Annotated in this window: 8 protein-coding genes, 3 tRNA genes, 1 rRNA gene and 1 CRISPR repeat array (1 of these 13 only partly in view); of the genes, 10 read left to right on the top strand and 2 right to left on the bottom strand. The window is 44.4% G+C overall.

Annotation, left to right across the window (positions count from 1 at the left end; all coding sequences use genetic code 11):
* The first annotated feature begins 9 nt into the window (after positions 1 to 9).
* From rrf to ACYVSB_RS11980, 4 genes are all read left to right on the top strand, one after another.
* Positions 10 to 126, top strand: a 5S ribosomal RNA gene (rrf, locus tag ACYVSB_RS11965).
* 5 nt (positions 127 to 131) lie between these two features.
* Positions 132 to 204: transfer RNA gene (locus ACYVSB_RS11970), tRNA-Asn, on the top strand.
* Positions 205 to 276: 72 nt separating this feature from the next.
* A tRNA-Glu gene (locus ACYVSB_RS11975) sits at positions 277 to 348 on the top strand.
* Between the two features lie 5 nt (positions 349 to 353).
* Positions 354 to 426, top strand: a tRNA-Thr gene (locus tag ACYVSB_RS11980).
* 216 nt (positions 427 to 642) lie between these two features.
* On the opposite strand, the gene ACYVSB_RS11985 is transcribed toward ACYVSB_RS11980, so the two are convergent.
* Both ACYVSB_RS11985 and cas3 read right to left on the bottom strand, forming a co-directional pair.
* Positions 643 to 882, bottom strand: coding sequence for a hypothetical protein (locus ACYVSB_RS11985; protein ID WP_125602097.1), 240 nt, complete (start codon positions 880 to 882; stop codon positions 643 to 645).
* Between the two features lie 190 nt (positions 883 to 1,072).
* Positions 1,073 to 3,631: a CRISPR-associated helicase Cas3' gene (gene cas3 / locus ACYVSB_RS11990; RefSeq protein WP_125602094.1), complete on the bottom strand. Its 2,559-nt coding sequence runs from the start codon at positions 3,629 to 3,631 to the stop codon at positions 1,073 to 1,075.
* A 269-nt stretch (positions 3,632 to 3,900) separates the two neighbouring features.
* Between cas3 and cas5c the strand changes: the two genes are divergently transcribed.
* From cas5c to cas2, 6 genes are read left to right on the top strand one after another with little or no spacing between them, the layout of a single operon-like run.
* A complete protein-coding gene (cas5c, locus tag ACYVSB_RS11995; RefSeq protein ID WP_125602091.1) occupies positions 3,901 to 4,617 on the top strand; it encodes a type I-C CRISPR-associated protein Cas5c in 717 nt (238 codons plus the stop codon).
* A complete protein-coding gene (cas8c, locus tag ACYVSB_RS12000; protein ID WP_125602088.1) occupies positions 4,614 to 6,521 on the top strand; it encodes a type I-C CRISPR-associated protein Cas8c/Csd1 in 1,908 nt (635 codons plus the stop codon). The genes cas5c and cas8c overlap by 4 nt, the downstream gene beginning before the upstream one ends.
* Positions 6,514 to 7,368, top strand: coding sequence for a type I-C CRISPR-associated protein Cas7/Csd2 (cas7c, locus tag ACYVSB_RS12005; RefSeq protein ID WP_125602084.1), 855 nt, complete (start codon positions 6,514 to 6,516; stop codon positions 7,366 to 7,368). Before cas8c ends, cas7c begins: the two co-directional genes overlap by 8 nt.
* A gap of 12 nt (positions 7,369 to 7,380) precedes the next feature.
* Positions 7,381 to 8,040 carry a CRISPR-associated protein Cas4 gene (gene cas4, locus ACYVSB_RS12010; protein WP_125602081.1) on the top strand — a complete coding sequence of 220 codons (660 nt, stop codon included), beginning with the start codon at positions 7,381 to 7,383 and terminating at the stop codon, positions 8,038 to 8,040.
* Positions 8,037 to 9,065: a type I-C CRISPR-associated endonuclease Cas1c gene (cas1c, locus tag ACYVSB_RS12015; RefSeq protein WP_125602078.1), complete on the top strand. Its 1,029-nt coding sequence runs from the start codon at positions 8,037 to 8,039 to the stop codon at positions 9,063 to 9,065. The genes cas4 and cas1c overlap by 4 nt, the downstream gene beginning before the upstream one ends.
* 4 nt (positions 9,066 to 9,069) lie before the next feature.
* Entirely contained in the window at positions 9,070 to 9,363 is a 294-nt protein-coding gene (cas2, locus tag ACYVSB_RS12020) for a CRISPR-associated endonuclease Cas2 (RefSeq protein ID WP_125602075.1), read from the top strand.
* Between the two features lie 174 nt (positions 9,364 to 9,537).
* Positions 9,538 to 14,478: a CRISPR direct-repeat array (repeat unit 33 nt; unit sequence GTCGCACCTCGTTTGAGGTGCGTGGATTGAAAT) (it continues 6,225 nt past the right edge of the window).

The raw sequence follows: 14,478 nt of genomic DNA on the forward strand, positions 1-14,478 counted from the left end.
AGTAAAGAGTGTGGTGGCGATAGCAAGAAGGATACACCTGTTCCCTTGCCGAACACAGAAGTTAAGCTTCTTAGCGCCGAAAGTAGTTGGTGGGAGACTGCCTGCGAGGATAGGGCGTTGCCACGCTCGATTCCGGTTTAGCTCAGTTGGTAGAGCGCTTGACTGTTAATCAAGATGTCGTCAGTTCGAGTCTGACAACCGGAGTAAGGAAACGGTCTGGCTGAAGGCCAGATCGCTTTTTTATTTAAAGTATTTCGGATTTCAGTGAAGTCCAATGGCCCCTTGGTCAAGTGGTTAAGACACCGCCCTTTCACGGCGGTAACATGGGTTCAAATCCCGTAGGGGTCATGAGCGCCGGCTTAGCTCAGCTGGTAGAGCATCGGTATCGTAAACCGAGGGTCACAGGTTCAAATCCTGCAGCCGGCATTAAGCGTTATTATCGATTATAAAAAGAGATTGAAAGTTGGTGCTATCAACTTTCAATCTCTTTTTTTGGATGGTGAATTAAAGTGAATCCTACGTTTAGATAGACCGTAAAGCACTGATTTGACCACTGTTTCTTCTTTGTATTTACGGAGCACGTTCGATTTATCAATTCATTTTTGCATACAAAAATAGTACTTCATCAGGATTGGGTGTTACTTAAAGATATTTAACACTTTTGCCAACCAAATCAGCCTTAACCATAGGTATTGCAATCGTATTAGGCAGATCATAGACCGTTTCTGGTTGATAAACAATGCCGTCAATTTCTACCTTCTTATAATCCTTGAGAGTTACTGATGGCGTATATTTATCTAAGGTTAGCAAAGATAGACCACCAACATCCCATTTATCAACGATTTCGTCCATTATTTTTTGACCTCCTTGTTCAACTGCCATTAACACCATACCAAACGAAGAATAAGTTTGCCAATTTCGAGGTTTTACCATATACTTATTTAGTCGTATTTCGTAGTTAAATTCGGAATATGCGGATTGAAATATATTTTTTGAAAGATTTGATTTCGTACAATAAAACTATCTCTTGTCCTTATGACAGGGGATAGTTTTTTGTCGTTTGTGTGTCTAGTTAGAAAAAGCTAAAGGTTAATTCTGGATTGCTGATATCCAATCCAAAGTCCTTGTTGTAGTTTTGATAAGCCTGATCCAGTGTTTCACGCCCCAAAGTTTCGCCAGACGGTGTGAAGAAGGGGATGATTTTCTGATCATCTTTAAGTTTGCGGTAGTCGCTATTACTGATAGAGAGCAAATAGCGTTGACTCCTCTTCATCAACCGATTTAATTCGCGAAAATCTAGTTTACTCTGGCTGAGTAGTTCATTAATGATTTTCTTGGCATCATCATTGTATGGCACGATAATCGCATGGCCGTTGTCTGCGATTACTTGAAAATTCTTGGCGATAGTTTGCCCACTAAAGGTCAAGTGTGGTCGCCAGCGCAAATCGCGCGGGAGATTTGTGCCACCGGCTTGGTTTTCCCCTAATAAGGGGTAGAGTGTGAGTCCACTGTTTAACGGATACCGTGTGGTAGCTTTTTTGATAATTCGTCGGTAGTAAGTTTGAAAATAGCACTCTTGCGTATTTGCGGTCAAAACCTCTGAACAATTCCTGTCGAGCATATCCAGGAGCCGCATTGTTGTTTGCCGAGCGTCGGTAAGTTCTTCCATTTTTGAAATATTTTCCTTACGGGGATCGGGGTTGATTAGATACACATCACCCAACTCTCGTTCGCCATTTCGGTTGCAGCGGCCCGCCGCTTGCGCAATTGAATCTAGTCCAGTAACTGAGCGGATAACGGCTTCGAAGCTAATATCAACGCCGGCCTCGATTAACGGCGTTGTAACGACGATGATTTTTTTACCTTGTGCGTCGATCAGACGGTCCTTGATCCCAATGATCGGTTGATCGCCAAAAATCGTGGTCCGGTCTGAGGAACCGTTAAGTAGGTCGAGCCGATGTTGGGGGCACATGTTGGTGCTTAGGTGGTAGATTAAGGTGTCTTCAGAACAAACCTGGCTAAGTTCTTGATAAACCTCGCGGACAATTTTTTTCGTATTTAGGACAATCAATAAATTATGATGGTGCTCTAGGGTTTTCTGACTGAAGTCAACAATGTCTTGGACGGAATAACTGCTTGATTTGCATTCGTTCATTACTTGGACACGTTGAAACTTTGGTTCCACCGCATCATAGTTAGTAATAAGATCTTTGTCAGCCGAAAAAGTCAGCGCGTTGGGAAGTGCGTCCAATGCTGGCTGTGTGGCTGTACATAAAACTGCTGTGGTATTAGCCAAGCGACTTAGATAATTCAAGGCAGCGTTGAACATCTGTAATGTTTTTGGTGGAAGGGCCTGAACCTCATCGAAAATAATGACGGCATCCGCAAGATTATGAAAACGACGAATATTCCGCGTTCCTGAACCGAAAATCGTGTTTAGAAAGGCAACTGTGGTGGTGAATAGGACGGGACCATCCCAAGTATCGTGGATCAGATCCACTCTTTCGCGTCTTTTTAACTCAGCGTAAGTAGGATTCGTCTCTGCAGCGGGATCGTCGAGAACGTTTGAATGGTGTTCCACCACGTAATCGGCCAGTTCTGGGCAAACCGCACCAAACATCTTCCGAAATACTTGCGCATTTTGTTCGATGATCGTTGTAAAAGGTTCAATAAAAATAATCCGTTTTTTCCCAGTTCTGAGAGCATGTTTTAGGGCAAATCGCATTCCAGTGAGTGTCTTGCCGCCGCCAGTGGGAATCATCAAGCGATAAATACCAGTTGGCCGTTCAGCTGCTTCAAAGGCTTCATCGGAAAGCTGAGCGCGTAGCTGATTGATCTTTGTTTGCGCGCTTGGTCCTTGTCGCATTGCTTGATTGTTTTGATCAAGGATTTCTTGATACCTTTTTAGAATATTAATATTGTCTTGTTGATACGCATTCCGGTTCATTTCAAATAACATTGTATTGGTGCGATCTGCATCAATCAACGCGCTGTAAATATTTTGATTCATGAAATATAGGTCGTCCAGATCAGCATTAGGATCAGTTGGCCGCAGTAATCTGAACTCAGCGGTCGCTTGGGTTAGCAATTCTTTGATTTCTGTTTCGGACTTGATTAGCTTAAAGAAACGTTCTTTGGTCGGCTCAAACTCGGTAAAACGAGCTTTTTGTGCGGCTAGGTCATTAAGCTCCAGACGCGTAATGAAAGAAGGTAATTCAGCTGTGACCCCGGGAGTCAAGAAGTCTCGAATAGAACGAGAATGATGTGAAACAATGGCATTGGCAATCATTTCTGCAATTTGTTGAGTTTGAGGGGGCATCGATTGGGCGATTTCTAGTAGTAACAAACCTCCAGCATAACTATGGTCGATTTCACCTCGCCGAACATGCTGCGGATCGGCTACAGCCTTGCGTAGATAATTTTGGAATCCGTCGGAGAACTTACCACAGTCATGAAGTAGTCCGGCCAAATAGCAAGCAGTGGACAACCCAAATGATTGACCGTACCCGGTGGCAAGCTCGGCCGCCTGGTTGAGATGGTCGCTCAGTAGCTGGTCTTGGGCGTCAATGATTGAACCGTCAGAACTTTTTGTTAGCCGGGTATGGGCGATGAAGGTTGAAATTGAATCCATAAAGATCACTCACTTTCAGAGGTTGAATTAGTTAAGGCTAGTTTACTACAGGCAAATTTGTTTTACAATATATATACTTCATATTATTTGAAAAATTAGATTAGTGTTGACAGCGGGATAATTGTAGCTTACAATGTGATCATCAAAGAAAATAAGAGGTGGTTGATACGAATCAAGGTAAAAAATCCGGAAAGCCCTTTCATTGATGACAATTTAATTATATCATTAGATTGTCAAATCTATTATTTTTTAGATAGGAGGTTGCTATATTGCGGAATCAGATAGTATTTCTTGTTCATGGAAAATACGCGTTGTTTACTGATCCTTTGACGCGAATGGGTGGTGAAAAGGAATCATATCAAATTCCTACCTATGAGTCACTCGTGGGCGTTACTTCGAGTATTTACTGGAAGCCAACTCTAATTTGGGTCATTGATCAAGCTCGTGTGATTAAACCAATTCAGATGGAGTCCAAAGGAACACGCCCAATGGATTATAACAATAGTTTTAAATCAAATCTGAGCTACGTTAGCTATTTGCGCGACGTTTCTTATGAGGTCAAAGCACATTTTGAGTTCAATAAATTCAGGCCAGATTTATCCGCTGACTGGAATGAAAATAAGCATTACGAGTTAATGAAACGAAGCATTAGAGCTGGCGGCCGACGAGATATTTTCTTGGGAACAAGAGAATGTCAAGCATATGTTGAGCCATTGACTGGTTTTGGTGAAAATCCCAGTGCTTATGACGATATTCCAGAAATGAATTTCGGCTTGATGTTTCACGGGTTTAATTATCCGGATCAGACTGGAAATGATCAACTGGATGCCCGTTTTTGGAAGGCATCAATGAAACATGGTGTTATTGATTACCCTCGTCCGGATGCGTGTGAGTTTGTTCGCTCAAATGTCCGAAAGATGTCAGCAAAGGATTTCAATGATCATAACTTTACTTATGTTGATCGCGAAATGGGGGATGAGTCATGACATTGTTTGGCGATTTACTACAAGTTTATGATTCTAACGAGGAACAGGTTGGACAAACGGTCGTGCTTGGTAACAGAAGGGCGAAATTATTTCCGCTGGGAACTGGAACACAGCAGGCTCAGATACAAGTAGTCATTGATCAAGAGGGCGGATTTAAACGTGCGGAGGTTATTCCTAAGGAAGATGCTCCAACCATTGTTCCAATGACGATTGAGTCCGCCAATAGAACTTCAACACAAAGCGCCCCACATCCGATTCATGACAAACTGAAATATGTTGCTGGTGACTATTTAGAGTATGGTGGTAAGAAATCCAAAATAGATTACCACCAAGACTATATGAATGCGCTGGAAGCCTGGGTGAGTTCGGAATATGCTCATCCTAGGGTTGCAATGGTTTACGAATACTTGAAAAAGGGCACGTTAATTCATGACCTGGTTCGTTCAGGCGTTCTTGTTGTTAACGATCAGATGCAGATGGTGAAGACCTGGCCAAAGGAGGATAAGGAAAATAAGCCCGCAATTCTTTCGGTAGTGACTGGCAATGATCAACTTAGTAGCTTTGTTCGCTTTGATACCATTGCTTTAACACCTCTGTGGGAAGATGAAACTGTGTTTGAGTCCTTTTTCAAGTTCTTTATGGCGACCTTTAGCAATGCCTCTGGGCTAGATTATGTTACTGGTGAGAATACCATTTTGACCGAGAAAAACCCAAGATTTATTCGCTATTCAAGTGATGGTGCGAAATTAATCTCTGGAAATGACTCTTCTGGTTTTACTTTCCGTGGTCGTTTCTCTGATAAGAAAGAGGTTGCTCAGATCGGCTATGTTACCTCACAAAAGGCTCATAATGCATTGACTTGGTTGATCACATTGCAAGGTTCTCAAATTGATGGTCGAGTTTACTTGACGTGGCTAGATCGCAAACTCAGTCCGACACTTGACATCACAGGCGGTTCTTCGAACTTCTTGGCTATCAATGAGGGAAGCGACGAGCTACCCTTGGAATCGAATGTTATGTTTGGTCAAGAATTGGGTAAGGCTATCCATGGTTATAAAACAAAATTAAGCCGTAGTAACCAGATAAAGCAGGCTCATGTATTACAATTAGACGCTGCTGTACCTGGTCGTTTAGCGGTCCTTGACTATCAAACAATCGATTTGGAGAGGTTCTTTGGCAATCTGGAATATTGGTATCAGTCAGCCAGTTGGCATGCTTTCGCCAAAATTAATAATAAAACGAAGTTAAGTTTTGGCGCACCATCCCTGAAAAGAATCGCGCGGGCAGCCCTAGGGGAGAATGCTTCTGATGCCTTGATCAAGAATATTGTTTCGACCCTAGTGCCATGTGTTGTGAACCAACGTCCGATTCCTTATTCGGTCGTTCAAAGCATCAATAATCGGGTTTGCCGTCTCAATTCTTTTGATTCAATGTTTATGTGGCAAGACACATTAAACGTTGCCTGTGCGGTTAACCGTAAGTTCTATGAAAAGGAGGAATATACAGTGAGTTTAGACAAGAATTCAGATAATCGTAGTTATCTATTTGGCCGATTGCTTGGAGTGATGGACGTGGTTGAATCGCGTGCGCTCTGGGCAAAGTCGAATAATCAAGGTGGGGGCTCTAGCACTCGTGCGACCAATGCGCTTCGGTACATGCAGACTTTCAGTGTACGCCCCGAAAGTACGATGAAAACGATTCATGAAGCGCTGGTTCCGTATTTGGAAACCCTAAATAATCGTGGATTTTACCAAAAGGAGATTGGCCAAATCATGGACCAATTCAAGGGCGATGACTATAATGATCGTCCACTCAACGGCACATATTTACTCGGCTTTTATTCACAGCGGCAAGAATTAAATCAGAAAAAACAACAAGATGCGGAGGTAGCTAAGAATGACTGAATTCCAACATAAAATTGACTTTAAACTGGTCTTTGCGGCACACAATGCCAACCCCAATGGTGATCCACTTAATGGAAATCGCCCACGTCAAAATTTCGCTGGCTATGGTGAAGTATCCGATGTGGCAATCAAGCGTAAAATCCGAAATCGTTTGCAGGATTTAGGCAATCCAATTTTTGTCCAGTCTAATGATCGCAATGACGATGGACTGGATAGTTTACGCGCTCGAGTAGAATCAATTCCTGAACTTAAGAAGAATAAGGATGCGGATGACTATGCTCGGATTGCTTGCGCGACCTGGTTAGATGTTCGGGCGTTTGGTCAAGTCTTTGCTTTTAAGGGCGATGCTAGCAAAGGCGTTTCTGTACCGGTCCGAGGCCCGGTTTCAATCCAAATTGCTGAGTCTGTCAATCCAATTACCATCAATGATATGCAAATTACTAAGAGCGTCAATTCTGAGCCAGGTGGTGGCCGTGGATCTGATACTATGGGAACCAAGCACTTTGTCGATTTTGGTTATTATGTAGTCAATGGCAGCATCAATACGCAGTTGGCTGAAAAGACGGGGTTCAGCGAAGAGGACGCCGAGCAAATCAAACAAGCTTTACTGACATTATTTGAAAATGATGCCTCATCAGCTCGGCCAGAAGGCAGTATGGAAGTTGTTAAATTATTCTGGTGGACGCACCCCTCTAAATTAGGTAAGTACCCCGCAGCACGGGTTCATCGTTCGGTACAGGTTGTGCCAGTTGACAGTGACATCGTGCCAACCAAGGCTGATGATTATCGACTAGAAGTGGTTGATGAATTGCCAGGTGTGACTAGGAATGTTTATCCAGAAGATTAGTGGGAAGTTTTGATGGAATATGATGAGCAGGATTTTTTAATGATTTCTGGGATCCAGCATTATCAGTTCTGCCCGCGTCAATGGGCACTGGATCATATTGAACACCAGTGGCGTGAGAATTACTTGACCACTGAAGGACATGCGATCCATGAACATGTTCATGATGCTGCCGTGAAAGAGAAACGTGGAAATTTGCTGATCACCCGAGGTATGCCGGTCCAATCGCGTCAATTTGGTATTTATGGTGTTTGTGATGCGGTTGAGTTCCATCGCGATAAAGAAGCCGGAGTAGCCATTTTTGGTTACTCCGGTTCTTGGTTACCTTGTCCAGTTGAGTATAAGCACGGTCATCTTAAAACAGATCAGAGTGATCAAATGCAGTTATTGGCAGAGGCAGTTTGTTTGGAAGAAATGCTAGTATGCCAGATCGATTATGGCTATCTTTATTTCAACGAGACTCATGCTCGGGTGAAAGTTGAGTTTGATCCGGCATTGCGCCAACAGTTTAGTGAGATTTGTACGGCGATGCATCAGTTGTGGCAACGGCAGTACACACCGAAAGTTCGACCATCCAAGAAATGTCAACGTTGCTCTTTACAAGAGTTGTGTTTACCGCAATTAACCGAAAAAGAGACCGTTAGTACTTACCTAAAGCGGAGGCTGTCCTCATGAGGAAATTGCTAAATACGATTTACGTTAGTTCCCCAGAAGCTTATTTAGCTTTAGACGGAGGAAACCTAGTCGTCCTTATTGGTGAACAAAAAAGTCGCGTACCACTGATCAACATTGAATCGATTGTTTCCGTGGGCTATCGAGGTGTTAGCCCGGGATTAATGCGCTTCTGTGTTGAACATCGTATCAGCTTGGTCTTTGTTTCACCAACGGGTCGGGAGACCTGTCATTTAGTTGGAGAGAATAATGGCAATGTTCTGCTACGAAAAAAACAGTATGCGCTTTCTGAATCAGCAGATGATTGCTTAGAAATCGCTAGGAATTTCATTATCGGTAAGATTTATAACCAACGCTGGGTAATTGAACGGGTGACGCGTGATCATGCTGAACGAATCGATCAAGCGACTTTTAAACAAATTTCTAGTGAGTTACAGCTTGCTATTGACAAATGTCTTGCCGCAACCGATATCGATTCTCTTCGGGGAATCGAGGGACAAACAGCTAATCGTTATGATCTGTTGTTTGATCAATTCATCTTGCAGCAAAAAAGTGATTTCCGTTTTTATGGTCGTAGCAAGAGGCCGCCTTTGGATCGGGTCAATGCTTTATTGTCGCTGACATATACGATGTTGGCTCATGAGTGTACAGCAGCGTTGGAAAGTGTTGGGTTAGATGCTTATGTTGGGTTCATGCACACAGACCGCCCTGGCCGAGCATCATTAGCACTGGATCTCATGGAAGAGTTACGGGCGCCGCTGGCTGACCGTTTTGTGCTTCGCCTGATCAATCAGAAAATGATGCGACCAAATGATTTCATGGTCAAGCAGGATGGAGCGGTTTTGCTAACAGATGACGCGCGCCGACAATTTTTCACTTTTTGGCAGAATCGTAAGAATGAAACCATCACACATCCGTATTTGGGTGAAAAAATTGAATGGGGCTTGATTCCATACACGCAGGCTTTGTTATTAAGTCGATATTTACGTGGCGATTTGGATCAATATCCACCATTCCTGTGGAAGTGAATAGATGTTAGTTGTTGTTGCTTATGATGTATCATTGGCCGATAAGAATGGTGTGCGCCGGTTAAGACGGGTCGCCAAGAAGTGTGAGGCTTACGGTCAACGGGTGCAGAATTCAGTCTTTGAATGTTACTTGGATTATGACAATTATGTTAAACTAAAGGTGGAATTATTAGCGTTGATTGATCAGAAAGTTGATAGCCTGAAGTTTTATCAACTGGGTAAGAATTATGCGAATAAAATTGAGACCTTTGGGGCTAAGCAAGTATTTGATCTGCATAAAGATACACTGATCTTTTAAGTTGCGGGTGCGAGCTAGAGGCAAACATAATCGGCCTAGTGGGTTCGCACAACAAATAATGATAAATGTGCCTAATAATTAGAATTTCATCTCATCGTTTATCGTTGAGTATCGTCAAATTACCTGTTTTTTATTATTATCAGAATTTTTCGGCGATTTTTGTATAAAATCGCGGTCGCACCTCGTTTGAGGTGCGTGGATTGAAATTAAACACCGTACAATCGTTGGCAGATAAGGCAACCGTCGCACCTCGTTTGAGGTGCGTGGATTGAAATAGGTTAGAAACGTTAAAAGCCCTGATGGCAGGTGTCGCACCTCGTTTGAGGTGCGTGGATTGAAATGCGCGTAAGTTGACGCCCGTCCCACCAAAAACGGTCGCACCTCGTTTGAGGTGCGTGGATTGAAATACAGATGTTGAGAATAATGAATATCAAGCCCAGGTCGCACCTCGTTTGAGGTGCGTGGATTGAAATTTTTGCGGCTCACGTATTGAATGGCTGAACGAGTCGCACCTCGTTTGAGGTGCGTGGATTGAAATTCAATGAAGCCAAGTATATCAAAAAGTTAGAAGGTCGCACCTCGTTTGAGGTGCGTGGATTGAAATAGCAACAAAAACGCGGTAGCCTTAAATAACGACGTCGCACCTCGTTTGAGGTGCGTGGATTGAAATATAGATGGCCGCGGTTTCTTGGCTGGTAAAGTGTCGCACCTCGTTTGAGGTGCGTGGATTGAAATTTTTTTGACGGCGTTGACTCAAGAAAATATGGAATGTCGCACCTCGTTTGAGGTGCGTGGATTGAAATTGACGTCATGAAGGTTTCCTTGTCAGCAGTCGCGTCGCACCTCGTTTGAGGTGCGTGGATTGAAATCGCAGAATAATTTACAATTAGCCGTTACTCGTGTCGCACCTCGTTTGAGGTGCGTGGATTGAAATCTTCGCTACGGTATCAACAATGTGATTATTAAGTCGCACCTCGTTTGAGGTGCGTGGATTGAAATTGATTGTTCCAAACTAGCACCTAAGATTTCTTTGTCGCACCTCGTTTGAGGTGCGTGGATTGAAATGCAACAAGATTTACACGCTTTTTAAAAATGAAGTCGCACCTCGTTTGAGGTGCGTGGATTGAAATACGAACTGAATGGCTTGTATCTCTCGTTGGTCCGTCGCACCTCGTTTGAGGTGCGTGGATTGAAATCATACCAATGAACGCTCTGTTTAGATTGACAGCGTCGCACCTCGTTTGAGGTGCGTGGATTGAAATGGCTAAAGCATCGTATTGCCAGGTTACTACTTTGTCGCACCTCGTTTGAGGTGCGTGGATTGAAATTACCAGTGATTGAGCGTTATGAGGTGAAAAATGAGTCGCACCTCGTTTGAGGTGCGTGGATTGAAATTTGGTTCGTGAGTATCTATTACTATCTTTTGAAAGTCGCACCTCGTTTGAGGTGCGTGGATTGAAATTTTTTCGGCGCTGTCACTTGCCAGCTGACCGATGTCGCACCTCGTTTGAGGTGCGTGGATTGAAATGATCATGTCTTGGTTATATTTTACGTTGACCACAGTCGCACCTCGTTTGAGGTGCGTGGATTGAAATGAAGCTACTATTGTGAGTTGCCGTCATTTCGTCGTCGCACCTCGTTTGAGGTGCGTGGATTGAAATATAATCGCCTGAATACACATTGCCCTGACTATGTCGCACCTCGTTTGAGGTGCGTGGATTGAAATAAGGTGACACGAGTTCCCGATACGAAGCAAATTGTCGCACCTCGTTTGAGGTGCGTGGATTGAAATCTCTCTTCGTGTTGATTGTTGACCACGGTCTCAAGGTCGCACCTCGTTTGAGGTGCGTGGATTGAAATACAAATTATCATCGAAGATGGAAATAGTTATATGTCGCACCTCGTTTGAGGTGCGTGGATTGAAATCAGTTGATTTGTTTAGTTTAATTATCGGCATGGTCGCACCTCGTTTGAGGTGCGTGGATTGAAATATTATTTTAGCCCTCCACAATCTCGGCTTGATCGTCGCACCTCGTTTGAGGTGCGTGGATTGAAATTTGTTGACGAGTTAGGCCAAATCTGAAACCATCGTCGCACCTCGTTTGAGGTGCGTGGATTGAAATATTGTTACTGTTGGCAAATTTAGTCAATTCAATCGTCGCACCTCGTTTGAGGTGCGTGGATTGAAATGAAGCTACTATTGTGAGTTGCCGTCATTTCGTGTCGCACCTCGTTTGAGGTGCGTGGATTGAAATGAAGCTACTATTGTGAGTTGCCGTCATTTCGTCGTCGCACCTCGTTTGAGGTGCGTGGATTGAAATATATATATCTTTTATATAAAGCACCTTAGTAGGTCGCACCTCGTTTGAGGTGCGTGGATTGAAATGCACACGGAACTGCAAATCGCGTTGTTGAAACGTCGCACCTCGTTTGAGGTGCGTGGATTGAAATGCTGACCGCCTGAAAAAGTGGCTTGACGCCGTGTCGCACCTCGTTTGAGGTGCGTGGATTGAAATTTTCTATATCTGTAAATGCTCGATACGCTAGTATGTCGCACCTCGTTTGAGGTGCGTGGATTGAAATACTCCTTTTTACTTCAGGTTCACGCCAATCTCCGGTCGCACCTCGTTTGAGGTGCGTGGATTGAAATCAGAACACGAAGTAAAAAGCGTTGTAGATTTAGTCGCACCTCGTTTGAGGTGCGTGGATTGAAATTAATACAACGTGATACTCACCTGTTGGTAATCGTCGCACCTCGTTTGAGGTGCGTGGATTGAAATCAGTCTGCCGGCTGGGAGACGACGCCGATGACGTCGCACCTCGTTTGAGGTGCGTGGATTGAAATTTGTACTGTTTCGGTAATCATCGCAGACGTTGGTCGCACCTCGTTTGAGGTGCGTGGATTGAAATCAATCACACAGCGAATTGGTTGGTTACCAGGTGTCGCACCTCGTTTGAGGTGCGTGGATTGAAATCACAGCTTGCTCTGGTGACCTTGCGATGCCGTGTCGCACCTCGTTTGAGGTGCGTGGATTGAAATATAGGTATGTTTATCATTTTGTAAAGCAGTAACAGTCGCACCTCGTTTGAGGTGCGTGGATTGAAATAGAAATGTTGATGTTGATTGTGCTTATCAACGTCGCACCTCGTTTGAGGTGCGTGGATTGAAATTCAGTACGAAGCAGACTTATATTGTGGGCGCCTTGTCGCACCTCGTTTGAGGTGCGTGGATTGAAATCCTCAATATCGCTGTCTAGGTCAAACCATTGCGGTCGCACCTCGTTTGAGGTGCGTGGATTGAAATCAGAACATGAAGTATACCTGTATTCATACACCGGTCGCACCTCGTTTGAGGTGCGTGGATTGAAATTTGGATAATGATCGGTATATTGTCGAACAGTTTGTCGCACCTCGTTTGAGGTGCGTGGATTGAAATAAAGCTGCTATTGTGAGTTGCAGTCATTTCGTCGTCGCACCTCGTTTGAGGTGCGTGGATTGAAATACTGCATACAATAATGGCCACTTAGATCCACAAGTCGCACCTCGTTTGAGGTGCGTGGATTGAAATATTGAAGCTTAATTTTACAACCCTACTATTGTCGTCGCACCTCGTTTGAGGTGCGTGGATTGAAATAGTAAATAGTTCGGCATTGGTAATAACTTGAAGTCGCACCTCGTTTGAGGTGCGTGGATTGAAATATATAAAGGCGGCCTGCAAGATCCGCGCCACCAGTCGCACCTCGTTTGAGGTGCGTGGATTGAAATCGGCTGACAAGTTATGGGAACAATATAATCGTAGTCGCACCTCGTTTGAGGTGCGTGGATTGAAATCAATCAGCCGACAGCCTAGGCACCGGGTACCCGGTCGCACCTCGTTTGAGGTGCGTGGATTGAAATTCACGTTACTTATTGGTGCCCTAATCCAACAGAGTCGCACCTCGTTTGAGGTGCGTGGATTGAAATAACCGGCGCTGCTGGTGCATGCGCTGGCGCTTGTCGCACCTCGTTTGAGGTGCGTGGATTGAAATCCACAATGGGGCAAACGGGATAATCGTGTCCCAGTCGCACCTCGTTTGAGGTGCGTGGATTGAAATAGTCATTAATGGTTATAAAGGCTCACAAACGGAGTCGCACCTCGTTTGAGGTGCGTGGATTGAAATACCGCCGCCAACAAATGGAAAATAGCTGATTCGGTCGCACCTCGTTTGAGGTGCGTGGATTGAAATTCCAGATAAAGCGTCACGACCGACTTGGTCAGGGTCGCACCTCGTTTGAGGTGCGTGGATTGAAATAATGCCAATGGGTTAGGCTACTACTCAAATAAGTCGCACCTCGTTTGAGGTGCGTGGATTGAAATTATCATTGTCCTTGTGGTTTACTTCTGGTAGGCGTCGCACCTCGTTTGAGGTGCGTGGATTGAAATAATCGTGGTACAATCCCCACCCTAGGACAGGAAAGTCGCACCTCGTTTGAGGTGCGTGGATTGAAATCCCGAACATACTGGAAATATTTAAATTGGTCTGTCGCACCTCGTTTGAGGTGCGTGGATTGAAATAGCTCAGATGGTACTCAAATTTGGCAAAAGACGCGTCGCACCTCGTTTGAGGTGCGTGGATTGAAATTGGAACAGGGGAATCGGTGCGGTTAGATAAATGTCGCACCTCGTTTGAGGTGCGTGGATTGAAATTTGTACTGTTTCGGTAATCATCGCAGACGTTGTGTCGCACCTCGTTTGAGGTGCGTGGATTGAAATAGGCGATAATGCAAACTACCTGACAAAATTCAGCTCGTCGCACCTCGTTTGAGGTGCGTGGATTGAAATAGAGAAAGCAAGCGTAAAACACGACACGATGAAGTCGCACCTCGTTTGAGGTGCGTGGATTGAAATGTCGATAGTCCTGATATCCGGTTTAGTAACGAAGTCGCACCTCGTTTGAGGTGCGTGGATTGAAATAAGTTGGCCGGATGGTTGAGGCTTAGCGGATGGTCGCACCTCGTTTGAGGTGCGTGGATTGAAATCAGTCGGCCGGGATGGAAACACTGACAGACTTGTCGCACCTCGTTTGAGGTGCGTGGATTGAAATAGGCGTGGATAATGGCTACAAAATCGTCCAC

This window comes from Lapidilactobacillus salsurivasis (genome assembly GCF_054785215.1).

Excerpts from the sequence above, each read along its gene's own strand:
- ACYVSB_RS11985 (WP_125602097.1), bottom strand. The coding sequence starts at position 882 with ATGGCAGTTGAACAAGGAGGTCAAAAAATAATGGACGAAATCGTTGAT.
- cas8c (WP_125602088.1), top strand. The coding sequence starts at position 4,614 with ATGACATTGTTTGGCGATTTACTACAAGTTTATGATTCTAACGAGGAA.
- cas3 (WP_125602094.1), bottom strand. The coding sequence starts at position 3,631 with ATGGATTCAATTTCAACCTTCATCGCCCATACCCGGCTAACAAAAAGT.
- cas2 (WP_125602075.1), top strand. The coding sequence starts at position 9,070 with ATGTTAGTTGTTGTTGCTTATGATGTATCATTGGCCGATAAGAATGGT.
- cas4 (WP_125602081.1), top strand. The coding sequence starts at position 7,381 with ATGGAATATGATGAGCAGGATTTTTTAATGATTTCTGGGATCCAGCAT.
- cas1c (WP_125602078.1), top strand. The coding sequence starts at position 8,037 with ATGAGGAAATTGCTAAATACGATTTACGTTAGTTCCCCAGAAGCTTAT.
- cas7c (WP_125602084.1), top strand. The coding sequence starts at position 6,514 with ATGACTGAATTCCAACATAAAATTGACTTTAAACTGGTCTTTGCGGCA.